This window comes from Mycolicibacterium chengduense, assembly GCF_033741155.1.
Classification (GTDB): domain Bacteria; phylum Actinomycetota; class Actinomycetes; order Mycobacteriales; family Mycobacteriaceae; genus Mycobacterium.
On record NZ_JAWQNH010000004.1, the window covers coordinates 182,187 to 205,592 of the forward strand.

Genomic DNA, 23,406 nt, shown 5'->3' on the forward strand with positions numbered 1-23,406 from the left:
TGAGGCACCGTTACCGGCATCGAAGATCCGCTCCGCCGACGGCTTTTCGGGCCTATGCTGCCCGGCATGCCCGACTTCGCACCGTCCCTGGCCCCTGAGTTGGCGGACGTTCCGTCCGCCGAAGGTGCACTGCCCGGCCCGGCCGACCTTGCCGGACGGCCCTATGCGCTGCCGGTGGATATCCTCGGCGAACTGTACGGGCCGATTTTCTATGCCGACTACAGCGGCTTCCGCAAGCTCTACGTATGCGCACCGGAGCTGGTCGAGGAGCTCTGCGACGAGGCGCGGTTCGCCAAGAATCTGACCCCGTCGCTGGCCAGGGTACGTCCGTTGGCCGGTGACGGATTGTTCACCGCGTTCCATGGGGAGCCGAATTGGCAAACGGCACACGATATTCTGCTGCCCGGCTTCAGCTATGCCGGGCTGCGCAACTATCACTCCGCGATGCTCGACATCAACTGCCAGATGATCGAGCGCTGGGATGCCCACGCCGGCCGGCAACCCGTCGACGTATCGGATGATCTCCAGAAGCTCGCGATGGACACGGTCGCGCTGGCCGGCTTCGGGGCCCGGTTCCAGTCCTACGATTACGACGGCCTGGCTCCCATCCCGCAGAGTTTCACCGACGCCCTCGGCGAACTCGGAAAAGCGGAGACGACACCGCGATTCGAGGCCGAGCTGGCGACGTTGACGGCATACTTCGACGAGCTCATCGCCGGGCATCGAGCGGGCCGCGAAGACGGTGCCGACGATCTGCTGTATCTGATGCTCGGCGGGCCGGGTCTGGACGAGGCGAATATTCACAACCAGATCATGACGTTCCTGATCGCCGGTCAACTGACCACCTCGGAGCTGATGCCCAATACCCTTTACAACTTGGTGCACCACCCCGCGGTCCTGGCCCGGGTGCGGGCCGAGGCCGACAGCATCTTCGGCGCCGACGATGATCACCTGCCCGACTATGACGACATCGGCAAGTTCGCCTTCTTGCGGCAGGTGATCAACGAGACGTTGCGATTGTCCCCGCCGGTTCTCAGCTTCGACCGGATGGCGTTGGCAGACACCGTGATCGGCGGCGCCTACCCGATCAAGCGAGGCGAGGCGGTCACCGTGCTGACGGGTGCCCTGCACCGGCATCCGGCGTGGGGTGACAACGTCGAGTTGTTCGATCCGGAGCGCTTCGAGCCGGACACCGCGGCCGCACGCTCGACGGCGTTGTTCAAACCCTTCGGCACCGGCGCACGGTCGTGTATCGGCCGGCAGTTCGCGCTGCACGAGGCGACGATGGCCATCGCCCGAATCGTGCACTGTTACCGGCTTCTCGACACCGATCATTACGTGTTGCGCTGGGACGGCCCGCTGAGCCGCCGCCCGGCCGGCTTCCGCCTGGACCTCCAACGTCGCACCGCCGCCGATCGGACGGTCGTCGCGCCGAAGGCGGCCGTCGCCAACCAGGCAGCGACTACCCCGGTGCGCGCCATGAAGCCCGGTACCACCTTGGCCATCCTGCACGGCTCGAATCTGGGCACCTGCCGCGCGCTGGCCAAGCAACTGGCCGAGGAGGCCGGTGATATCGGCTGTGCCGCAACGGTCGGGCCGCTCGACGACGCCGCCGGCAACCTTCCCGAGGTCGATGCCGTGGTGATCGTGGCGTCGTCCTACAACGGGCAGCCGACCGATGACGCACGCGAATTCGTTTCCTGGCTCACGGCTGCGGAGGCCACCCTGAACGGCAGCCCGTTGTTCGCGGTGCTCGGTGTCGGTGACCACAACTGGGCGGACACCTATCAGGCGGTGCCGAGACGGATCGACGAGCGTCTAGCCGAACTGGGCGGCACCCGCCTGGTTCCGCTCGCGGCGGCGGACACCTCCGGCGACCTGACCGGAACGCTGGAAGATTTCTCGGCGGCACTGTGGTCGGCGTTGTCCGAGCGGTTCGGCGATCCCGACGCGGTCGCCGTGACCGATACCGAGGAACCGCTCTACGATCTGCACCTCATCGTCGGCCCCCTGACCGCCGCCATCGACAGCCGGTTCGCCGTGGCACCGATGACCGTGCTGGAGAACACTGAACTGGTCAGCGATCAGAATGCGCTGGGACAGGCCAAGCATTTCGTCCGCATCGCCCTACCCGACGGCGTCGAGTACCACACCGGGGATCATCTGACCGTCCTGGCGGACAACCCGCCCGAACTGGTCGACATGGTGCTCGAACAACTCGAAATCGATCCCGCCCTGCGGCTGTCGATCAACCCACGCCGCACATCGCGGCGGCTCATCGCCCTCGACCGCGAGGTCAGTGTCCGGGAGCTGCTGACCCATTTCGTCGAACTGCGCAAACCCGCGACGCGCAGCCAGCTGCGCCGCCTTGCTGCGGTGAATCCCTGCGTCCCGGAGCGACAGCGGCTCGAGGCCCTGGCCGAGTCGGCCGATCCGTGTCTGCTCAGCCCCATCGAATGCCTGCTGGAATTCCCGGCGTGCGCGGTCACCGGAGCTGATCTGCTGGAGCTGCTGGAACCGATGACCCCGCGGCATTACTCCATCGCCTCGTCCTCGCTGCTGTCCCCGAAGGTGGTCGCGCTGGTCGTCAGCGTGCTCGACGCGCCGGCACGCTCCGGGCGCGGACTGTTCAAGGGCGTGGCATCCAACCACCTGGCCGCGCTGGGCCCGGGAGCGCAGATCCGCGCGCGGGTCGACCAGGCCCGGCAGGCGTTTCGGGCCGGCGCCGACCCGGCGAAGAACGTCATCCTGGTCAGTGCCGGGACCGGTGTCGCACCGTTCCGCGGCTTTCTCGGGGACCGGCTGGCGGCGCGCCAGAACGGCGCCCCGTACGCGCCGGCGTTGTGTTTCTTCGGTATTCGCGATCCCGATGTCGACTACATCTTCCGCGACCAGTTCGAACTCGCCGAGGATCTGGGGATCGTGCGGATGCGGCCGGCCTTCTCCAGGGCACCGCAGAACGGCGTCCGGTACGTCCAGGAGCGGATCACCGCGGATGCCGACGACGTGTGGGCGCTGCTCGGCGACCCGACCAAGGACACCCATGTCTACGTCTGCGGGGACGGCGCCAGGATGGCCCCGTCGGTGCGGCAGGCGTTCCTCGACATCTACCGGGCCCGAACCGGGGCCGACGAGAGTCAGGCCCGCGACTGGCTGATCGGCCTTGTCGAAGCGGACCGCTATGTCGAGGATGTCTGGGCGGGCTGACGCGGGCGCGGAGCGGGCGCAGGCCCGGTGAGCAAGTGCGCCAGCACGGGGGTCAACCAGTCGATCAGCTCGGCGTCGGTCATGTCGACCAGCGGGGGCGTGCCCAGAATGTAGCGCGACACCGCGACGCCGAGTAACTGCGCGCCGACGAGCGCGGCCCGCTCGGCCGGCCGGTCGGGCACCACGGCGGCCAGCGCGGGTGCCACTTGTGCGGCGAACACGCCGAGCAAGGTGTCGGCGGCCATCCGGTGGGTGGCCGCGGCGCGCAGCAGCGGCAGGAAGGACCCGTCCGGCCCCCAGACCTCGACGAACAGCGGGACGAGCACCCCCGCGATGTCCTCTGGGGCGACGCCGGACAGATCGGGAAAGGCGATCTCCAGCCGGGAGGCCGCGGCGAACAGCCCGGCCTTGCTGCCGAAGTAGTGCATGACCAGTGCCGGGTCGACGCCGGCGACGGTGGCCACCGAACGGATCGTGGTGCGCTCGAACCCATGCTGCCCGAACTGCGTCAGGGCAGCGGCCAGGATTGCGGCCCGGGTGGCTTCCCCGTCGCGCGGTTTCGTCGCCATGCCGACCAGCGTATTCAACAACTGTTGACATGAGCAAGTGACGGGCCTAGCGTCGAGTTCAACAGTTGTTGAACTCGACCAGTGGAAGGATCGGCCATGACCGTCACCGTCATCCAGATCGGCCTCGACCCGGACGTCATCGACGTCACCTCCCCCGACTTCGCCCGGTTCCCCGGGCTGACGAGGGAGAAGCTGCGTGCCGCCAACGACGACAACATCGCGGGACTGCGGGCCGCGGGCTACCGGGTGGACAACTGCCTCATCCCGTTCGGGGACGCCGGAGCGGCCAAAGCCCGGAAGTGGCTGGAGTCCGCCCGCTACGACGCGGTGCTCATCGGGGCCGGCGTGCGGCTGGTCACCGGTAACACCGAATTGTTCGAAGCCATCGTCAATACCGCACACGCCACCCAGCCCGGTTGCCGGTTCGTCTTCAACGCCGATGCCGTCGCCACTCCGGACGACATCCGCCGGTGGTACCCGAATCCGGAGGCGGTGACCCGATGACCACGACGACCCCTACGACCGATGTGATCGTCGTCGGCGCCGGGCCCACCGGGCTGACCGCCGCCGGCGATCTGGCGCGGGCGGGCCGCACGGTCACCGTGCTGGAACGCCGGCCCGCCCCCAATCCGGCCAGCCGCGCCTTCGCCACCATGGCCCGGACCTTGGAGGTACTCGACGCGCGCGGATTGGCCGACGATCTGCTGGCCCACGCGCACCGAACCCCCGGGGTGACGGTCTTCGGCGGCGCCCGCATCGACCTCACCCATCTCGACTCGGCTTATCCGTTCGCGATGATCACCCCGCAGACCAATGTCGATGCGGCCCTTGCCCGTTACGCCGTCGAGCAGGGCGCCGACGTCCGGCGTGGATTCGAGATCACCGATCTGGCCCAGGACGGCGACGGTGTCACCGTCGTCGCGCGATCCCGCGCCGACGGCAGCCGCCACAGCTGGCGCTGCGCGTACCTGATCGGAGCAGACGGCGCACACAGCGCCGTGCGGACCCTTGTCGGCGCCGAGTTCCCGGGCAAGACGGTGCTGTCCTCCATCGTGCTGGCCGATGTCAAACTCGCCGCCGGACCGGCCGGTGACGGGCTGACCCTGCGCAGCACACGCGACGTGTTCGCGTTCCTGGCCCCCTATGGGCGCACCGACCCCGACGGCGCCTGGTATCGCGCCATGGTGTGGGACCGGGCGCGCCAGGTGCCCGACGACGCGCCTGTCGACGCGAGTGCGATCGCCGATGTGCTGACCAGGGCGTCCGGCGCCGATCCGGGCCTGCTGGAGATCGGCTGGCATTCCCGATTTCATTGCGACGAAAGGCAAGTCGCGCAGTACCGGCACGGTCGGGTGTTCCTGGCTGGCGACGCCGCGCACGTGCACTCCCCCATGGGCGGGCAGGGCATGAACACCGGTATCCAGGACGCGGTGAACCTGGCCTGGAAACTCGATGCCGTGCTCGGCGGCGCGCCCGAGCATGTGCTGGACACCTACCAGAGCGAACGACACCCGATCGGTGAACGGGTGCTGCGGCAGTCCGGACTGATGGCGCGTGGGGTGACCCTGCATCCGCGCCTGGCCCGCGCACTACGCAATCTCGTTGTGCCGCGCCTGCTTCGGATACCGGCCGTGCGAGACGCCGTGGCGGGCAGCTTCTCCGGGACCGGGCTGCGGTACGGACGCGGCGGGCAGGTCGGCACGTGCGCCGTGCACATCCCGCTGACCGAGAGCCGGCTCACCGTCGTGCAGCGCACGCCCGGTTTCGTGCTGGTCCGCGAGCATGGCACGGCACCGGTCGACGCGCCCGGCCTGCTGCAGGCCGAACGCGCCGACGACGGACCTGCGGTACTGGTGCGCCCGGACGGCTATGTGGCGTGGACCGGATCATCGTCTGATCAGCATGGCTGGCGAGCCTGCCTGTCCTGGTGGAGCGCACCGGCTTCGGTGGTGAGCCGGGGCTGAACGAGAAACGAGCGCCGTCCGACCGTAGCTCACCACCGCGGCACGTCATCTGGTACGAAAGAGGCGACCTCTACGCCATCAGGAGAGTGCCAGCACGTGTCCGCCCCAACCTCGGTGACGGACGCGTCCCCGCCCCAGCAGAAGCGCACCGGTATCCCGAAATGGATCCGAACCCTCGCCATCCCGGTGATCATCGGCTGGATTGCGCTGGTCGCCGTACTCAGCGTGACGGTGCCGCCGCTGGAGGTGGTCGGGCAGATGCGCTCGGTGTCGATGAGCGCGCAAACCGCGCCGTCGGTGATCGCGATGAAGCGGGTGGGTCAGGTCTTCGACGAGTTCAAATCCGACAGTTCGGTGATGATCGTGCTGGAAGGCCAGAACAAGCTGGGGCCCGACACACACCACTTCTACAACGCCATGGTCGACCGACTGGAGGCCGACCCCCAGCACGTCGAACACGTGCAGGACTTCTGGGGCGACCCACTCACCGAAGCAGGGGCGCAGAGCCCCGACGGTAAAGCCGCCTACGTCCAGGTCTACCTGGCCGGCAACATGGGCGAGTCGCTGGCCAACGAGTCGGTGGAAGCGGCCAAGAAACTGGTCGAGGCGGTGCCGCCGCCACCGGGGGTCAAGGTGTACGTCACCGGGCCCTCGGCGTTGGCCGCCGATCAGCAGATCGCCGGTGACCGCAGCGTCCGGATGATCGAGATGGTCACGTTCGTCGTGATCATCACCATGCTGCTGCTGGTGTACCGCTCCATCGCCACGGTGCTCATCGTGCTGCTGATGGTGGTACTGGAGCTGTCCGCGGCCCGGGGCGTGGTGGCCTTCCTCGGCTACCACGACCTGATCGGGCTATCCACCTTCGCGACCCAGCTGCTGGTCACGCTGGCCATCGCGGCCTCCACCGACTACGCCATCTTCCTCATCGGCCGGTACCAGGAAGCCCGAAGTCTCGGCGAAGACAAGGAGTCGGCCTACTACACGATGTTCCACGGCACCGCGCACGTGGTGCTGGCCTCGGGCATGACCATCGCCGGGGCGATGCTGTGCCTGCATTTCACCAAACTGCCGTACTTCCAGACCCTCGGCATCCCGATGGCGGTCGGCATGACGGTGGCCGTCGTCGCGGCGCTGACCCTCGGGCCCGCGGTGATCGCCGTGGCCAGCCGGTTCCGCAGACTGCTGGAACCCCGGCGCGCCATGCGTATTCGGGGCTGGCGCAAGATCGGGGCGCTGATCGTGCGCTGGCCCGGCCCGGTGCTGCTGGCCACCGTCGCGCTGTCACTGGTCGGCCTGCTCACGTTGCCCGGCTACCGCACCAATTACAACGACCGCAACTACCTGCCCGCCGATCTGCCCGCCAACGAGGGCTACGCCGCGGCCGAACGGCACTTCTCGGTGGCCCGGATGAACCCGGAACTGCTGCTCATCGAGTCCGACCACGACCTGCGCAATTCGGCGGACTTCCTGGTGATCGACAAGATCGCCAAGGCGGTCTTCCGGGTTCCCGGGATCGGCAGCGTGCAGGCCATCACCCGTCCCGACGGTAAGCCGCTGAAGTTCAGCACCATCCCGGCTCAAATGAGCATGGGCGGCACGGCGCAGCAGATGAACGAGAAGTACATGGAAGACATGTTCGCCACCATGCTCAAGCAGGCCGGTGACATGGACACCACCATCGGCACGATGAACCGGATGATCGAGCTGATGACCGCGATGAGCGCGACGACGCACAGCATGGTCGGCAAGAGCTCCCAGATGGCCGTCGATATCGCCGAACTACGAGACCACATCGCCGATTTCGACGATTTCCTGCGCCCGATCCGCAACTACTTGTACTGGGAACCGCACTGCTACGACATCCCGGTGTGCTTTTCCATGCGGTCGGTGTTCGACGCGCTGGACGGTATCGACACCACCACCGACCAGTTCCAGAACCTGTTGCCGGACCTGCACCGCCTCGACGAACTGATGCCGCAGATGCTGGCCACGCTGCCGGCGCAGATCTCCACCATGGAGTCCTCGCGGGACATGATGCTGCGGATGTACCAGACGCAGAAGGGTATTCAGGACCAGGCCAACGAGATGCAGGCCAACCAGTCCGCGATGGGTGATGCCTTCAACAACTCCAAGAACGACGACACGTTCTACCTGCCGCCGGATACCTTCAACAACGCCGACTTCAAGCGGGGCATGAAGAACTTCATCTCCCCCGACGGAAAATCGGTGCGCTTCATCATCTCTCACGATGGTGACCCGTTGACCGCCGACGGCATCAAACTGATCGACGACATCAAGGCGGCGGCCAAGGAGGCCGTGAAGGGCACTCCGCTGGAGGGGTCCAGGATCTATGTCGGCGGTATCGCCGCGGCGTTCAAGGACATGCAGGAAGGCAATAACTACGACCTGCTGATCGCCGGTATCGCCGCGCTGACACTGATCTTCGTCATCATGCTGATCATCACCCGCAGCCTGATCGCCGCCGCCGTCATCGTCGGCACCGTCGTGGTGTCGCTGGGCACATCGTTCGGGTTGTCAATCCTGTTGTGGCAGCACATCCTCGGCATCGAACTGCACTTCATGGTGATGGCGATGACGGTGATCGTGCTGCTGGCCGTCGGTGCCGACTACAACCTGCTGTTGGTGGCGCGGATGAAAGAAGAACTGCACGGCGGTATCAGGACCGGGATCATCAGGGCCATGGGTGGCAGCGGTTCGGTGGTCACCGCGGCCGGACTGGTGTTCGCATTCACCATGATGTCGATGGTGGCCAGCGAGATGACCGTGGTGGCGCAGGTCGGCTCGACGATCGGGCTGGGTCTGCTGTTCGACACGCTGGTGATCCGGTCGTTCATGACACCGTCCATTGCCGCGCTGATGGGCAAGTGGTTCTGGTGGCCGCAGGTGGTCCGCCAGCGCCCGGCCCGCAGCCTGCCGCCGTGGAAGACCCGCCCGACCCCGGAAGGTGCGGACGTCTGAGCATCCAGTGACGTTGTCGTCAAAACCGAGCGGCGAACGCCGTCGCACCCCACAATCGTCACTACCATCACACGCGCAGGCGGGGCTGCCCAAGAAGGAGATCGTCATGAGTGCCCGTACCACCTCAGTTTTGTTCGCCGCCGGGGTCGCCACCGCCGCAGCACTATTTCCCCTGAGCAGCGCCCCCGTGGCGGGTGCGGACGTGTGCGCCGGCGCCGACGGCAGGCACTTCGCCGCCGGCGGCTGCACCGATATCGCGGGCGATGTCGCGACGGGTGCGGCCATCGCCGCGGCACATGTCCCCTACGTCCCCGGCGAGGTGCCCTGTTACACCGTCGAAGGGGTGCCGTATTTCACCCCGCCCGGGGATCCGTGCTGACGAAGAGCCCGTCGAGCACGCGGCGCCGGCCGGCGGCGGCCGCCGTCTTGCGTGACGCGGTGTTCAACCGGTCGATGGTCCCGATCAACCACTGATCGGGGTCACGGCCGGGTTCAGCGGCCCAGGCAGCCTGGCCGGCGGCGGCGAACCCGTGACCGCGGTGCTCCGCGCACACGACTTCCTCGTTGACGACATCCCCGCTGATCCAATCGATCCGCCCGGGCACCACCGCCAGTAATCCGACCACCCCAGCCGTGGTGTGCAGGGCACGCAGCTGTCCCAGCGCATGCCATTCCTGCAGATCAGCTGCGCTCGCGGGTGAGATGTTGCGGGCGAGCGCTGGGTCGTCGACACCGAGCCGCTCATATCGGCGTGCCACCATGCGTTCGGCATCCTCGACGCGGTCGAAGCGGCGCAGCCAGACCCCGGCACCGGCCGCCCGGACATCCCGGTACCGGGCGGCGAAGACACTTTCGTCGAGCAGCACACCGGTACCCGTGACCCGTCCCGGTGCGGCCCGGATACGGAGAAACGGCGGAGCGAACATCGCCCACTCGGCACGCACGCAGGCGCGTAACGCGTTCAGATCCGTGAAGTCGTGCACGATGATTTCCACGAACGGCCGGGTGATGTCACGTCCGTAGAAGCGAATTCCGCCGAGCAGTTTCCCGGCGGCGGACCGGATGCGACGGTGCAGGTAGTCCGCGGGCCGCACCGGCAGGTCGATGTGGTCGGCGAACTCCCGCGCGAAGCCCATATCGCTGGTGCGGTCCACCTGCTGGGCGAACCATCGCTCCACCATCGCCGCTCCGCGCGGTCCGTAGAGGGTGTCGGCCAGCGCGAGTTCGTCGCGCAGCGAGGGCCACTCGGCGGCAAGAGACATCGACGGCAAGTAAAGCCCGGCCGCCGTCACGCGACAACCGAATTTCGAGGTGCAGATGAGGGTGTTTGTGGTGGCCACCAGGCGGGAACCCGCGCCACTGTGCCCGTCTCCGACTTCGCCGCAGCCCCTTTCCAAGCGGCCTCCGCACTACGACACGCCCGGATCTTCCACCCCGTCGGGGTGCTGGCGCACGCCACCATCGCGCGGGTGGCCGCGACTGGCGACGGGCTGCCGGTAGCCGACTCCGACAACGTCGAGGCCAGGCTGTCGAAGGGCATCGGCACCCCGGGTCCGCTTCCGGACGTCATCGGGCTGGCTCTGCGTCTGCCGCCGGAGCCGTTCGCGCCGACCCCGTGGGACATCCTGCTGGCCTCGGCCGGCTCGGGACCACTGACCCGGATCGCCGGGTTACGTCCGGTGACGAAGTGGACCGGATCCACCATGACCACGTTGATGCCGCTGCGATACCAGGACCAGAACTGGTGGGTGCGGGCGCGAATGTCCACCCACATCGACGGTTTCGGGGTATCCACCGACGCCGTGCGCCGGCAGCTGCGTACCGGCCCGCTGGAGTTCGACATCGACCAGGCCTGCGGCACGGCGCCGTTCGCGCCGCTGGCCCGGCTGACACTGCGCCGCGTGATCACGCCGTCGCATGACGTGTCGTTCGACCCCGTCCTGCACACCGCACCCGACGTCGCGTTGGCGCCGGGCTGGTTGAGCGGGCTGCGCGCGCAGGCATATGCGCGCAGCCGGCGCGGCCGGCACGCGTCGTGAAGTAGCCGTCGTTTCAATGCATCCGTCGCGGGTATGCCGAGTCCGACCCGACTAGGAGGATCTATGGATGCGTTGACTTTCCTTCGCGCCGAACATAAGAGCGTGTTGGGCATGCTCGAAGTACTCGACGGCGCGCCCCGCGGCGACGGCGCCACCGAGAGCGGGTTGGACACCATGGTGACGAACCTGATCATCGCCGAATCGCAGCACGAGGCCATCGAGGAGCAGCTGTTCTGGCCGGCGGTCCGCAAGGCGCTCGACGATGGGGACGCGTTGGCCGAGCATGCCGTGCAGCAGGAGGCCGCGGCCAAGCACCTGTTGCAGCGTCTGGAAGACGGCTCCCCCGGCGACGCCGACTACCAAGACGCCCTGACCGAATTCGTCAGGGCCGCACGCGAACACATCCAATACGAGCAGGACGTCGTGTGGCCGCGGTTCTCGGCCGCGGTCGATGATGCCGAACTGGCCAGGCTGGGTGAACGGCTGGAAGCGGCCAAGAAGGTGGCGCCCACCCGCCCGCATCCCGACACGCCCTCGGATGCGGTGACGCAGAAGACCATGGGCACAGCCGCCGCCGTCGTCGACCATGTCCGGGATGCGTTCAGCGGGCGCGACGAGAAGAACCCGCCGGATCCGGCTCCGAACTGAAGCCCACACGACAACGGGGCCGGCCATAAGGCCGGCCCCCTCGCCGTGTCGAGTGCTCGTCACGTCATGGCGGTGTGCTGCTCATGCGTGAAGGGCTTCTCGCTGTTCACCGCGGGCCCACCGTCCGGGTTGAGTTCCGCACCCTTATTCTCGCGGGCGGAGCTTCCCAGCCACTCGTCGGCAGGAGACTTGATGTACTTCCACTTCATGCCCTCGGGCCACGGACCCTGCCCCTGGTTCCACGGGCCGCGCACATCACCGTCGCCGTTGGACATGTTGAACGCCACGTTCTGGAAGCGGTCATCGCCGGCCAACGTGCCCGGCGGGAAGTTCACCGGCAGCTCGTTGAGCGCGGCCGTGAACTGTTGGTAATGCGCCACTTCCCGCGTCATCAGGAAGGTCAGCGTGTCCTGGACCCCGGGGTCATCGGTGAACTGCTTGAGATATTCGTAGACGATCTTGGCCCGTGACTCGGCGGCCAGGTTGCTGCGCAGGTCCACCGACGGGTCACCGTTGGCGTTGACGTAGGAACCCGACCATGGCACGCCGACGGAGTTGCTGACATCCGGGCCACCACCGGTCAGCGCGAAGTACAACGGGTTGACCGCCACTTGGTGCATCGCCTGTTCCCTGCCGTCGGCGCTCGCCACGGTCGGCATCCAGTCACACCGCTCGTTGGCGAGCTTGAGGTCGTCGTTGAGACCGTCGAGCAGCATGGTGATCATCGAGCCGACCATCTCCAGGTGGCTGAGCTCCTCGGTGGCGATATCCATGAACAGGTCGTACATCTTGGGGTTCTTCTGACGCAGCACGAAGGCCTGGGTGAAGTACTGCATGGCGGCCTTCAGTTCGCCGTTCGCCCCGCCGAACTGTTCCTGCAGAATCGTGGCGAACCTTGGGTCCGGCGCGCTCACCCGGACGTCGAATTGCAGGTCTTTGTTGTGCACGAACATGAGGCTCCTTGGGCTGGGCAGGAATACGTCCGGCCCGCATACCCCGGCTCAGTGCGGCCAAACTCGCTCAGAACCGGTGGATGAACGTCAGCGCGGTGTCCGCGACCTCCCGCCACCCGCTGTCGATGGTCAACGAATGCCCGCGCCCGGGGATTTCGACGAACTCGGTGACGTTGGGGTTTTTCTTGTAGAGCTTGTAATTGGCGTTGGCGATCGCCCGCGGCACGGTGTGGTCGAATTCGCCGGAGATGATCAGCAGCGGACCACGATCGGGGTTCGTGGTGTCCACCTTGGTCTCGGACGCCGGATTGAAGTTGGCCACGGCCGCCTGGAACAACGGCTTGCCCGCCCCGGCCACCGAGTACCGCTCGTAGAGCCGAGTCGCCTCGTCCTCGGACACCGCATTGCCGAACGCGTAGCGGAATTGCTTGGGCGTCAACGCAATCGACCGTCCGTAGTTCAGCGGGTTGCTGAGTACCGGGAAGGACGACCGCAGTGCCGACCATGGGAGCGGGAGCACCCCGCGGAACGGTGCGGGATCGATCGCAACGGCGACCTCGGCCAGGCCCATGCCGGCGAGTTTCTGGGTGATGAGGCCACCGAACGAGTGCCCGACGATGATCGGTTTGCGGTCCAACGCGCGGATGATGTCGGCGTAGTGCTCGGTGATGGCGTCGACACCCTTGCCCGCGAAGACCGACGGGTCGCGGCGGGCCTCGGCGGTGCCGGCCGGGTCGTCGGGCCAGCCCGGCGCCAGGGTGACGAAGCCGTTCTGCTCGAACAACGCGCGCCAGCTGTCCCAGCTGTCCGGCAGCAGCCACAATCCGTGGACGAAGACGACGGGTCGGGCGCCGGAGCGGTTAGCCGCGTCGATCTCGGCTTGTTCGCATGCGGTGATGGTGGTCATGGGGTGCTCCTCCGGTTGGTAGAACGATCGTTCTTTCTACGTCGATAACCACCCGGGCGGCCGATCTGTTCCCGAGTAGAAGAACGAACGTTCTGGCCAGCGGTATCGTCGTGGTCATGGCCCCTACTGCGCCGGCGTCGGCACCCCGCGAACGGCTGCTGCGCACCGCCACCGACCTCTTCTATCGCGAGGGCATCCACTCCGTCGGCGTCGACCGCATCCTGGCCGAGGCCGGTGTCACCCGGGCCACCATGTACCGGCACTTCAAGGGCAAAGAAGACCTGGTCGAGGCCTATCTGGCCGTCGAAGACCAGACCATCCGCGGGTATTTCACCGCCGCCGAGGCCGCCGCCGGAGCCGATACCGACCTGCTCGAACTCGTCATCGACGGGATCGCCGAGGACGTTGCGCGCTACCACACCCGCGGATGCCCGTTCATCAATGCCGCCGCCGAGTATCCCGACCCGGACAGCCCCATCCGTCGGCTCATCACCGAACATCGCCGCTGGTTTCGGGCCGCTCTGGAACAGGCCGCGGCCGGACACGCCGATGCCCGGGAGATCGCGGCCTCGCTCGCGCTGCTGCGCGACGCGGCGCTGGTGGGCGGCTACCTCGACGGAATCGAGTACGCCAAGCCCGCCTTCGTGCGCGCCGCTCGGCAGGCGGCCGGCCTACCGACCAGGTCCGAGCCCGGCGGGGTGTAGCGACTCGTCATTTCGGGTACGCGATCGTATGCGTGAGCCGTCGATCTTCCCGGAGCGGAGGTACCCGCCCGGCACGCGCCAGCCACCGGTGGCGCGGCTGTGGGTGGCTGTCGTGGTCACTGTGGCGTTCGTCGTAGCGCTGGGGATCGTGGTGCTGTCCTGACGCGGCGACCATACTGGTCGGGTGACGACCGCCGCGAGCATCATCCCGTGGGTCATCGTCGCCGTGACGGTGGCCGCGCTGATCACCATGACCGTGTTGTTAATCGTGGCGCGACGCCAGCTGGCGGGCACCCGCCACGAGCTGGAGCGGCTACGCCGCGAGCAGCCGCGCCGGCGCCGGCCTCGTGGGCTCGCCCCGATGGCCATCAAGACGGTGTGGCAGACCGCGGACTCCTTGATCAACAACGGTGTGCTGGTCACCGTCCGCAACTCGATCGAGGACCTGGCCGGCTGGGCGCAGGTGGAGCGACCCGACCTGGCCCGGCTCACCGCCGACGGCCAGGTGGTCATTCTGTTCTCCGACATCGAAGGTTCCACCGAACGCAATGACGCGCTCGGCGACCGCGAGTGGGTGAAACTGCTTGAGCGACACAACAAACTGTTCTACAAGCAGGTCGAGAAGCACGGCGGTCACGTGGTCAAGACCAGGGCGACGGATTCATGATCGCCTTCGCCGCCGCCGACGAGGCGGTCCGGTGCAGCCTCGACGTCCAGCGGGCGCTGCGCGAGGCCCCCGAGCGCTGGGACGACATCCGGGTGCGCATCGGCATCCACATGGGCACATCGGTGCGCCGCGGGGACGATCTGTTCGGCCGCAATGTCGCGATGGCGGCCCGCGTGGCGGGATTGGCCGCCGGCGGCGAGGTGCTGATCAGCGAACCGGTGCACGACGCGGTGCAGGGTCTGCCCGGTGTCGGGTTCGGGCCGCCGCGCGACGTGGAGCTCAAGGGCTTGCAGGGCAGGCACACCGTCTACCCCGTGACGATCGAGGACGCACCGGCCGCGCTGCCACGCCGGCCGGAACCGTTACCGGGTGGCAGGTAGAGCGGACCTGAGTCGCCATTCACCTCGAACGGGCGATGGGAGCGAAAACCGTTGCGGCAGCGCAGTCCTTGCCAGTCAACGAGGGGCGTGCTATATAAAAAATGTCTCGTTGACATCGATCGTCGACATGCCGCACTCAGCTCTTCGGAACCATCGTGGAGGTGACTATGACGCAGCAGTCCATCGCACCCGGCGCCAACGCTTGTGTCGGCGGGCGGTGCACCCCCACCTGAGCTGCCGATCTTCCGGCGCTCGAGACCTCGTCCCGCGTCACGCGGGTGCTGTGGATCATGTGAACAGGAAAGGAGGCATATCAGAGCGCGACCCATAGTGGTAGCAGCACGACCCGCCCCTGGACCGTCGATGTCAGCGGGGCGGGCGTCTGCCATGTTGAGCTCTCTGGTCAGCGAACATGTTCGACAGCAAGGAGATAGCCATGGTGACGGCCTTTCCGCTCGACGCAGAACCAGCCGACGTCGCCGAGCAGGCGACCCCGGTGATCGTCGACGATGCCGATGACCGCGGCGCCAGGTTTACGCTCCCGATGGAAGTGGACCCGGCCGACTACTGGCACCAGCGCGATGTGGTGGTGCTGCCCGACGATGAGTACCCGACGCATGTCGAGCTGGAGGACATCGCGTAGCCCCCGGCGCGCTGCATATCCGCTGGGAGTTGCCTGACGCAAAGGCCTTTGACAGCCTCTGCTTAAGTTGGCCGCTGATCATCGCGTCATGGCGACGCAATCCCCGCAGTGGTTGGCAACGGCGCGTCTGTTGCGGCGCAGCGGATTCGGGACCACCGGTCCCGCGGTCGACGCCGCCGTCGGTCAACCAAACTTTCTCGTCGCGGCTTTCGACGCCGATCCCGCCGCTGATCAAGGCGTCCAGGCAACCCCGCTGCCCGCCTTCACCACCCCGGCACCCCTGCCGAAGAGCGCCGGCACCGACACACGCAAGGCCCGCAACCGGCAGTTGTCCGATCAGTTGAACACCCTGTCCGCGTGGTGGCTGCACCGGATGGTCGCCGTGAAACAACCGCTGCACGAGAAGCTCACGCTGTTATGGCACAACCACTTCGCCACGTCGGCGGCCAAGGTGCGCGACGCGGCAATGATGGCCGAACAGAACGAGAAGTTACGCGCGGGCGCCTTGGGCGACTTCCGGTCGCTGGCCTACGCCATGCTCACCGACCCCGCGATGCTGCGCTGGTTGGACGGTCAACAGAACACCAGCAAAGCGGCCAACGAGAACCTCTCGCGCGAGTTCATGGAGTTGTTCGCCCTCGGCCATGGCAACGGGTACACCGAAGCCGACGTGCGTGAAGGGGCGCGGGCGCTCACCGGGTGGGTCATCGGCAAGGATGGGCAGGCCGGCCTGGTCGCCAAACGGCATGACGCTGCAGACAAGACGGTGCTGGGGATGACCGGCCCGCTGGACGCCTCGTCGTTCTGCGACGCGGTGTTGGCTGCCCCGGCATCGGGTCGCTTCGTCGCCGGGCGATTGTGGCAGCAGTTGGCATCGGACAATCCGCCCTCGGATGCCACGCTGTCCCGCTTGGTCGACGCCTACGGCGACGGTCGCGACCTCAAGGCGTTGACCTTGGCCGTGCTGAACGATCCGGAATTCGGCTCACAACCGTCATCGGTGGTGAACACCCCGGTCGAGTGGACCGTCGGATTGGTCCGGGCGCTCAACGTGCCCGTCGCGGACAAGGGCAACACCGACCTGGCCATGAGAACCATGAAGACGCTGGGACAGCAGCCCTTCTATCCGCCCGACGTGGGTGGCTGGCCGCGCGGCCAGGCGTGGTTGTCCACCGCCGGCGCCGGCATCCGGCTCAAAGCCGCGACCGCGTTGGCGCGCAAAGGCGACGTGTCGGTCGTCGCGCAGGCCGCACCGGCCGACCGCATCGACGCCGCCGGTTACCTGCTGGGCATCGGGGAGTGGACCGATCACAGCGCCGCGGCGCTGCGGCCCTTGATCACCCGGCCACCCGAACTGGTGGCCGCGGCCGCCAACACACCCGAGAACCTGACGTCGTAGAAGGTGCACATGGTGGAGTTGAACCGGCGAAAGTTCCTGTTCGCGAGTACTGGGTTGACCGCGGCCGGACTGCTGACGGCCGGGGTGTTCGGGCTGCCCGAGCTGTTACAGGCCGCCCGCGATCGGCCACTGACGCCCGGGTCGGGCATCTTGGTGCTGGTGACCTTGTACGGCGGAAACGACGGCGTCAACACCCTGATCCCGTACGCCGATTCCGCCTATCACCAGGCGCGACCGGAATTGGCTTATGCCGCTTCAGATGTGCTGCACCTCGACGACCAGCTGGGTCTGAACCCCGGTATGCCCGGCCTGGCCGGGCTGTGGCGGTCCGGTGAGTTGGCCATCATCCGTGGTGTCGGTTATCCCAAACCCGACCACAGCCATTTCCGGTCCATGGACATCTGGCAAACGGCCTCACCGGACGAACCCGTCTCGACGGGGTGGATCGGCCGGTGGCTCGATGCCACCGGCGACGATCCGCTGCGGGCGGTGAACATCGGTACGGTGCTGCCACCCCTGGCCGTCGGTGAGAAGTGCACGGCCGCAGCGGTCTCCGTCGGCGGTGACAGCACCATCGCCTCCTTCGAGCACGCCGTGAACGCGCTCGGCGTTGCCGATCCACGGGACACCCCGGCCATGGCGATGGTGCGTGAGTCCTACCGATCCGCGCTGACCGCGGATCACTCCCTGCAACCGGCGACGCACCACGAGCACACCGCTGCCCACAAGGACGCGACGACCGACAACGTCCTGGCCGACCAACTGGCCGTCGTCGCCCACTGCATCTCGGCCGGTGTGCCCACCCGCGTGTACACCGTCAGTCTCGGCGGCTTCGACACCCACGCCGACGAACGCGATACCCAGCAGCGCCTGTTGGGCAAGCTCGACACGGCCGTCACGAGCTTCCTCAAACAGATGGCGACCGATCCGCACGGCAAAGATGTTGTTTTGATGACCTATTCGGAGTTCGGCCGCCGTGTCCGCGCCAACGCGTCACAAGGCACCGATCACGGCACGGCCGGACCGATGTTCGTTGCGGGCGTCCCCGTGCATGGTGGCTTCTATGGTGACGAGCCCTCGCTGACCGACCTGGACAACGGCGATCTGAAGGTCACCACGGATTTCCGCGACGTGTACCACGAGGTGTTGACCCGCACCCTCGGTGCCGATCCTGGCCCGGTGGTCGGCGCAGGTCGCAAAGACGTCGGTTTCCTGGCCGGGTAGCCGCGGCTATTTACTCGTCTTTACTCGTCGGCTCGGCCGAACTCCGCGATGTTGAACCCGCTGACTCCTTCTTGGGGCCATGCGGCAGGCTGGGCGTTGACCGCACCGGGATGCCGGCGTCGGTCTTTTGTTGCTTCTGTGCATCCTGTTTGGTCGTTGTCGACGCGGCCTGCGACGTATCGGCCTCAGCCGTGGCCACCGTGGGGCGGCGCTTGTCCGAACGATCGGTCTGCGGGCGCAACCACCGGTCGATAGCGGTGGTGTTGATGCCCAGCTTCCGCAGCGGTTGGGTGATCGGCAGGCTGGGCTTCGGACGCACCGGCCTGTCGGCGTCACTGTCATCGGTAGCTGGTTGCGGCGCAGCCTCTTTGGCGGTTTTCGGCGTGGCCTCGGCCGGTCGCGGAGCCGGTTCGGCCTGCGTCGTGTCGGAATCGGCTGCGACCACGGTGGGGCGCCGCTTGTAGGAATGATCGATCTGGGGACGTAACCAGCGGTCGACAAGGGTGGTGTCGAGGCCGACGTCCCGCAGCGGCTGCGTAATCGGCAGGCCCTCCGTCGGGACCACGTAATGCGTGGTGGTGCCGCCGGCGGCATTGACCGAGACAGTCTTCAAGGTGCCGGGGGTGTCCGGGTCGGCAGCCGCACCGTAGAAGGGATGCACGTAGGCGACACCCATCACCGCATTGAGCACCGACAGTGTGGTGGGACGGTCCGGCCAGTCCGACAGGCCGTCGTACTCGCGGACGATCTCGGTGGTCGCATACGGGGTCGGCAAGATGCCAGGGGGCACCGACAACCACAGCAGGGGGTTCTTGGCTACGATCCCGCCGGTGGAGTTCATCGGATCACCGAACGTCACGAACGCCAGGTCCGCACGCGGACGGGCAGGGGTGATCTGCAGCGCGAGTGACTGTTTGACGTAGTCGAGCACGATGGCGCCCTGGCTGACCCCGGCCAGGGTGATCTTGATGCCGTCGGGCACCGCGTCCAGATGTGTCTTCACCCCGCTGGCGCCGATCGCCGAGTCCAGGGCGAAGAGCAGTCCGGCGGGATAGCCCACGCCGGTGATCGGTCCGGCGCCCTCCAGATAACCGTCGGCCAGGCCAAGCGCTTCCTGTGCCGTCGGGACCGTACTGCACAGACAGGTGCCCTGCAGGTAGAAAGCGACAACGTCAGGAGGCGTATCGGCAGCCCGGGCGGGTGCAACGCCGACCGCGAGTGCGAACACCGCAACGAAACCCAGGATGCTGAGGCGCTTCTCGGTCCCCACGGCGCCACCTTTCACAGTGGTACGGCAGTACAAGAGCTGTCGGCTCACAACATAACGGAGTGGACGTCGCGGTGCCCGGTACCGGATGCACGTCACAGCGCTGACCGCCATCGCCAGATTCACGCTGATTCCGACCAGTGCTTGGGGCGCCGGTGGTCGTTAGCGTCCGGCGCATGTCTGTCACGGATGAACTGTTGGCCAACAACGCGGAATACGCCAAGACCTTCGACGGCCCGTTACCGCTTCCGCCGAGCAAGCATGTTGCGGTGCTCGCGTGCATGGATGCCCGCTTGGACGTCTACCGCATCCTCGGGCTCGGTGACGGCGAGGCACATGTCATCCGCAATGCCGGTGGAGTGGTGACCGACGACGAGATCAGATCCCTGGCCATCAGCCAGCGCCTACTCGGCACCAAGGAGATCATCCTTATCCACCACACCGACTGCGGCATGCTGACATTCACCGACGACGAGTTCAAGCGCGGCATCCAAGATGAAACCGGCATCAAACCCGCTTGGGGCGCAGAGGCTTTCGACGATCTGGCCGAGGATGTGCGTCAGTCACTGCGCCGGATCGAGGCCAGCCCCTTCGTCACCAGGCACGAGTCGTTGCGCGGCTTCATCTTCGACGTGGCAACCGGCCGGCTCGACGAGGTCATCCTCTGACTGCACGCGGAATACGGTGCAAATGGAGGTCAAGATGTAGGGTCTTCAAGACCGGTGTGCTTGGCAGGACCAGTGTGGTGTTCAACTGGTTCACCGGCCCCGGACGTGTCGGCATCCAGTCGATGTACGTGCACTTGCCGACCAGTGACTGAGCGCAGAATCCTGATCGCTGGGCATTGACCACGTAGCTCAGCGACGTCCCGCCAGCGCGAGCAGCCGATCAGCGGGTGCAGCAGAACGAGGCGTTGTGGCTGGGCCGAACAGGCCAAGCGACCGAAGTTCGTCGATGGTCGAGGCGATTTCCAGCAGAAGGTAGGACGCGAGAACGTCAGACGGTTCCCACTGGCGCCCGAGCCCGTCACACAGATCCTTGGCGTGCAGGGTGAGATCCATGACGCGCATGTTCAGCAACGTCATCCCCGACCGCGCACCCGCCCGATGATCGACCATCGCGCCAAGGTCGGCAACGGCGGCAACGTCGCGCAACATCTGTTCGTACCGCCAGAATTGTGCAACCACATCGCTGCCGATGTAGTCGTTGTTTCGTGTCAGTGCGGTGGCGGCGGCGTCCGCGCCGTCGAGCAGCATCGCATATCGGTGTCCTCCTCCTGCAACATGATTGACCAGATCGGCGATCGTCCACCCGTCGCACCCGCTGGGCTTGTCAAAATCGCCTGGCGCGACAGCGGCAAGAGCATCGACCCACAACTGCTCAGATTGATTAAAGGCCTCATCGATCTCCACGAGCGTCACGCTACAGCCACGCCGCGCGACCGAGGTGAAGACCCAGGTCAATCACCCGTTCTTGACATTGTGCTGTGAGATAGCTTGCCGTGGAGTAGTTCTCGTCGAGTGCCGGCTCGCTGGCCAACCGGCGTCACTCGTCACGGGAGCAGCCACTTGACCCTGGTTGCTCCACCGAGGTTCCTGACGCAGCTGTCGACCATGCCGTTGATGTTCCAGTTGGTCGCCGCCTGCCACCACCAACCGGTGAGGCTGTTCGCATCGGCCGAATCCATTGAGCCGAGAGGTGAAATGTCCCAGTTGTAATCCCGAGACCCCGGTGTGAACGTGCCGTTGAGGTGGCCCTGCGTCGCCCAGGCGTAGGCGGTGCCGCTTTGCGCCTTGACCACAATCGCCAGGGCGACGTTGTAATTGCCGGCTCCTGAGTCGTGGAAATGTCCCGAGAATCCGCTTCCTCCAGCGCCATAGACGTCCAGAGCTCCCCATCCGCCGACCGGCACGCCCGAATGGAAGACGATCGGCCCGGTATTCAGCGTGATGTGACCGTGCCTGCGCGTGACGAACTGGCTCGGCTCACCGGAGTCACTGTCCGCCGATAATGCGGATCCCCCACCGAGCAAGGCGGCGCCCTCGCTGGTGACCTGCAGTTCAATCATTTCTTCTACTTCGTTGACGCTCATGGTGACTCCTCCTGGTGAGTAGGCATGCGGTTCGGTATGCATCGGACGGTAGAAGAGGCGGCCGACGTCGCAGCGAGTAACTGACTACTCGACTTTCCAATGACGCTTGTGGGACAGGCCGTTTCGGGCGCAATGTTTTGACTCCTCCAGTTGATGAGCAGCGACGCTTCGGCGGCGGGCAGCGAAGGCTTGGTGCAGCAGTCCTGCCAGCCCGCGTCCACATGCGTGGATGCGTCGGCCGCGTACGGGAAAGTCTCAGCTCGTGAAGGTCGGTACGGTTTTTGGGTATGCATTTTGTAGGCTATAAGCCTATGATTCGCATACCGGAGGTGAATGATGGCAAGGCAGCGCAGCACGGCGGTCCCCGCCGGCCTCGCCGCGCGCCCACTGCGCACCTTCCGCACCGGGCAGGCCGAGGAAATCTACGCGTACCCCGGCCCCGAGATCGCGCGGCTCCACGAACACGGCCTGCTCCACCGCCTGGCCCACGGTTACTACGTCGTGATCCCGCAAGAAATGCTGGGCCGCAAATGGATGCCCGATCTAGAAGCCGCCGCCGCCGGAATCGCCACCACGGTCTACGGCCATGACGACATCGTCGTCATGGGACTCAGCGCCGCGCGCCTGCACGGCGCAATCCCCCGCGCTCTGGCAACCGCCATCGTGGCAGTACCGCGCCAACACCGCCCCATCACACTCATCGACCGACCGGCGGTCGTACGGTTCGTCAAACGCAACACCGCAGAACTCGACGCCGAACGCGTCCGCACTGACCTCGGCCCCACACTGGCAACGACGCCCGAACAAACCATCCTCGACCTCGCACACCGTTCCACCCTCGGCGACAGCGCAACCGACGTCCCCGCCGCCGTCAAAGCCCTCTACGCACGAGCGGATCCAGACCGTTTGCGCCAGCTCGCCACCGAACAACGCCGCCTGGCCTCCCTGCGCCGGGCGGAAGACTGGGCCGGGATCGATCATGGATCCTGACGAACGCGACTCGGTCGCAACGCAGTTCGGCGCATCCGCCGAACAAGTCGAGCGCGACCACCTCATCTCCCACCTCCTCGCGTTCCTCAGCCGTGAGTTCGGCGACCGAGTCCACTTCATCGGCGGCACCGCCCTGGCCCGCACCTACCTCCCCGACGGACGTCTCAGTGAGGACATCGACCTCATCGCCGTCGGCAGCCGCAGAGAGGTAGCCAACGAGCTCGACGCCACACTCCCCCGCGCCGTCGCGCGCACCCACGGCAGGCTAACCGTGGAACCCGCCCTCAGCGCTACCGCAGACACCCTGCCGGTGCTGTTGCAACCGTCGGACGGACGCTCGGTCCGCCTTCAATTGCTCTCCGCACGTGAGCGGGTCGTCTGGCCGACGGAACGCCGCGCCCTGTTCCAGCGCTATGCGGACGCTCCCGCCGCCAAGATGCTCGTACCCACGCTTCCTTCGTTCGCGGCGTCAAAGACGGCGACATGGACGGACCGGCACGCAGCCCGCGACCTATGGGACCTTTGGGCCCTGAGCCGCCTCGGCGCCATCGACGCGGACGCCGCCGCGCTGTTTCGCCGATACGGACCGACCAACAAGGCGCCGACACGGCGCATGTTCGACCGGGTCCTGCCGGACGCCGAGTGGCAGGCGCAGCTGGCCGGACAGACCCGCCTGAACATCTCCGCAGCCGAAGCGCTCGCCGCCGTGCGCGAGGCCTGGCGACATGCCGTACGACCCGCCCAGACCTTCATAAACGGTGAATAGACGAT

The 23,406-nt window shown here is 66.6% G+C and carries 22 protein-coding genes and 1 pseudogene; 16 read left to right on the forward strand and 7 right to left on the reverse strand.

Annotated features, from left to right (window positions below):
• Positions 1-66: 66 nt before the first annotated feature.
• Complete coding sequence (locus tag SBI67_RS15945; RefSeq protein ID WP_318981498.1) at positions 67-3,207, forward strand: bifunctional cytochrome P450/NADPH--P450 reductase; 3,141 nt, start codon at positions 67-69, stop codon at positions 3,205-3,207.
• Here SBI67_RS15945 and SBI67_RS15950 read toward each other — a convergent pair.
• Positions 3,180-3,776 (reverse strand): TetR/AcrR family transcriptional regulator, encoded by a 597-nt coding sequence (locus tag SBI67_RS15950; RefSeq protein ID WP_318981499.1) that lies wholly within the window; start codon positions 3,774-3,776, stop codon positions 3,180-3,182. The genes SBI67_RS15945 and SBI67_RS15950 overlap by 28 nt on opposite strands.
• Before the next feature lie 96 nt (positions 3,777-3,872).
• Between SBI67_RS15950 and SBI67_RS15955 the strand changes: the two genes are divergently transcribed.
• From SBI67_RS15955 to SBI67_RS15970, 4 genes are all read left to right on the forward strand, one after another.
• Complete coding sequence (locus SBI67_RS15955) at positions 3,873-4,280, forward strand: hypothetical protein (protein ID WP_318981500.1); 408 nt, start codon at positions 3,873-3,875, stop codon at positions 4,278-4,280.
• On the forward strand, positions 4,277-5,740 hold the full coding sequence (locus SBI67_RS15960) for an FAD-dependent oxidoreductase (protein ID WP_318981501.1): 1,464 nt from the start codon (positions 4,277-4,279) through the stop codon (positions 5,738-5,740). The genes SBI67_RS15955 and SBI67_RS15960 overlap by 4 nt, the downstream gene beginning before the upstream one ends.
• Positions 5,741-5,836: 96 nt before the next feature.
• A complete protein-coding gene (locus SBI67_RS15965) occupies positions 5,837-8,722 on the forward strand; it encodes an MMPL/RND family transporter (RefSeq protein ID WP_318981502.1) in 2,886 nt (961 codons plus the stop codon).
• A 106-nt stretch (positions 8,723-8,828) separates the two neighbouring features.
• Positions 8,829-9,101, forward strand: a complete 273-nt coding sequence (locus SBI67_RS15970; protein ID WP_318981503.1) for a hypothetical protein — start codon at positions 8,829-8,831, stop codon at positions 9,099-9,101.
• Here the strand turns inward: SBI67_RS15970 and SBI67_RS15975 are convergent.
• Positions 9,076-9,984 carry a hypothetical protein gene (locus SBI67_RS15975; protein ID WP_318981504.1) on the reverse strand — a complete coding sequence of 303 codons (909 nt, stop codon included), beginning with the start codon at positions 9,982-9,984 and terminating at the stop codon, positions 9,076-9,078. The two genes, SBI67_RS15970 and SBI67_RS15975, sit on opposite strands and share 26 nt — an antisense overlap.
• Before the next feature lie 99 nt (positions 9,985-10,083).
• Between SBI67_RS15975 and SBI67_RS15980 the strand changes: the two genes are divergently transcribed.
• Positions 10,084-10,761, forward strand: a complete 678-nt coding sequence (locus SBI67_RS15980; RefSeq protein WP_318981505.1) for a phosphodiesterase — start codon at positions 10,084-10,086, stop codon at positions 10,759-10,761.
• Between the two features lie 63 nt (positions 10,762-10,824).
• The gene (locus SBI67_RS15985; RefSeq protein WP_318981506.1) at positions 10,825-11,409 is read left to right on the forward strand and encodes a hemerythrin domain-containing protein; all 585 of its coding nucleotides are present in this window, start codon (positions 10,825-10,827) and stop codon (positions 11,407-11,409) included.
• A gap of 59 nt (positions 11,410-11,468) precedes the next feature.
• On the opposite strand, the gene SBI67_RS15990 is transcribed toward SBI67_RS15985, so the two are convergent.
• Positions 11,469-12,362: a manganese catalase family protein gene (locus tag SBI67_RS15990; protein WP_318981507.1), complete on the reverse strand. Its 894-nt coding sequence runs from the start codon at positions 12,360-12,362 to the stop codon at positions 11,469-11,471.
• A 67-nt stretch (positions 12,363-12,429) separates the two neighbouring features.
• Entirely contained in the window at positions 12,430-13,269 is an 840-nt protein-coding gene (locus SBI67_RS15995) for an alpha/beta hydrolase (protein ID WP_318981508.1), read from the reverse strand.
• A 116-nt stretch (positions 13,270-13,385) separates the two neighbouring features.
• On the opposite strand from SBI67_RS15995, the gene SBI67_RS16000 reads away from it, so the two are divergent.
• The 6 genes and pseudogenes from SBI67_RS16000 (at position 13,386) to SBI67_RS16025 (ending at position 18,286) form a co-directional block, all read left to right on the forward strand.
• Positions 13,386-13,973, forward strand: coding sequence for a TetR/AcrR family transcriptional regulator (locus tag SBI67_RS16000; protein WP_318981509.1), 588 nt, complete (start codon positions 13,386-13,388; stop codon positions 13,971-13,973).
• A 28-nt stretch (positions 13,974-14,001) separates the two neighbouring features.
• Entirely contained in the window at positions 14,002-14,136 is a 135-nt protein-coding gene (locus tag SBI67_RS16005) for a hypothetical protein (protein ID WP_318981510.1), read from the forward strand.
• Positions 14,137-14,223: 87 nt separating this feature from the next.
• A pseudogene (locus SBI67_RS16010) lies at positions 14,224-15,020 on the forward strand (adenylate/guanylate cyclase domain-containing protein).
• Positions 15,021-15,432: 412 nt separating this feature from the next.
• The gene (locus SBI67_RS16015) at positions 15,433-15,663 is read left to right on the forward strand and encodes a hypothetical protein (RefSeq protein WP_318981511.1); all 231 of its coding nucleotides are present in this window, start codon (positions 15,433-15,435) and stop codon (positions 15,661-15,663) included.
• Positions 15,664-15,751: 88 nt separating this feature from the next.
• Positions 15,752-17,062 carry a DUF1800 domain-containing protein gene (locus SBI67_RS16020; RefSeq protein WP_318981512.1) on the forward strand — a complete coding sequence of 437 codons (1,311 nt, stop codon included), beginning with the start codon at positions 15,752-15,754 and terminating at the stop codon, positions 17,060-17,062.
• 9 nt (positions 17,063-17,071) lie between these two features.
• Positions 17,072-18,286 carry a DUF1501 domain-containing protein gene (locus SBI67_RS16025; protein WP_318981513.1) on the forward strand — a complete coding sequence of 405 codons (1,215 nt, stop codon included), beginning with the start codon at positions 17,072-17,074 and terminating at the stop codon, positions 18,284-18,286.
• Between the two features lie 10 nt (positions 18,287-18,296).
• On the opposite strand, the gene SBI67_RS16030 is transcribed toward SBI67_RS16025, so the two are convergent.
• The gene (locus tag SBI67_RS16030) at positions 18,297-19,556 is read right to left on the reverse strand and encodes a PE-PPE domain-containing protein (protein WP_318981514.1); all 1,260 of its coding nucleotides are present in this window, start codon (positions 19,554-19,556) and stop codon (positions 18,297-18,299) included.
• A gap of 173 nt (positions 19,557-19,729) precedes the next feature.
• On the opposite strand from SBI67_RS16030, the gene SBI67_RS16035 reads away from it, so the two are divergent.
• Positions 19,730-20,221, forward strand: coding sequence for a beta-class carbonic anhydrase (locus SBI67_RS16035; RefSeq protein WP_318981515.1), 492 nt, complete (start codon positions 19,730-19,732; stop codon positions 20,219-20,221).
• A gap of 189 nt (positions 20,222-20,410) precedes the next feature.
• Here SBI67_RS16035 and SBI67_RS16040 read toward each other — a convergent pair whose 3' ends face one another.
• Complete coding sequence (locus tag SBI67_RS16040) at positions 20,411-20,965, reverse strand: TIGR03086 family metal-binding protein (RefSeq protein WP_318981516.1); 555 nt, start codon at positions 20,963-20,965, stop codon at positions 20,411-20,413.
• Positions 20,966-21,105: 140 nt separating this feature from the next.
• Positions 21,106-21,645 carry a hypothetical protein gene (locus SBI67_RS16045; RefSeq protein ID WP_318981517.1) on the reverse strand — a complete coding sequence of 180 codons (540 nt, stop codon included), beginning with the start codon at positions 21,643-21,645 and terminating at the stop codon, positions 21,106-21,108.
• Positions 21,646-21,981: 336 nt separating this feature from the next.
• Between SBI67_RS16045 and SBI67_RS16050 the strand changes: the two genes are divergently transcribed.
• Together SBI67_RS16050 and SBI67_RS16055 are read left to right on the forward strand one after the other, a co-directional pair.
• Positions 21,982-22,635 carry a type IV toxin-antitoxin system AbiEi family antitoxin domain-containing protein gene (locus tag SBI67_RS16050; protein ID WP_318981518.1) on the forward strand — a complete coding sequence of 218 codons (654 nt, stop codon included), beginning with the start codon at positions 21,982-21,984 and terminating at the stop codon, positions 22,633-22,635.
• Positions 22,625-23,401 carry a nucleotidyl transferase AbiEii/AbiGii toxin family protein gene (locus SBI67_RS16055; protein WP_318981519.1) on the forward strand — a complete coding sequence of 259 codons (777 nt, stop codon included), beginning with the start codon at positions 22,625-22,627 and terminating at the stop codon, positions 23,399-23,401. Before SBI67_RS16050 ends, SBI67_RS16055 begins: the two co-directional genes overlap by 11 nt.
• Positions 23,402-23,406 lie beyond the last annotated feature (5 nt).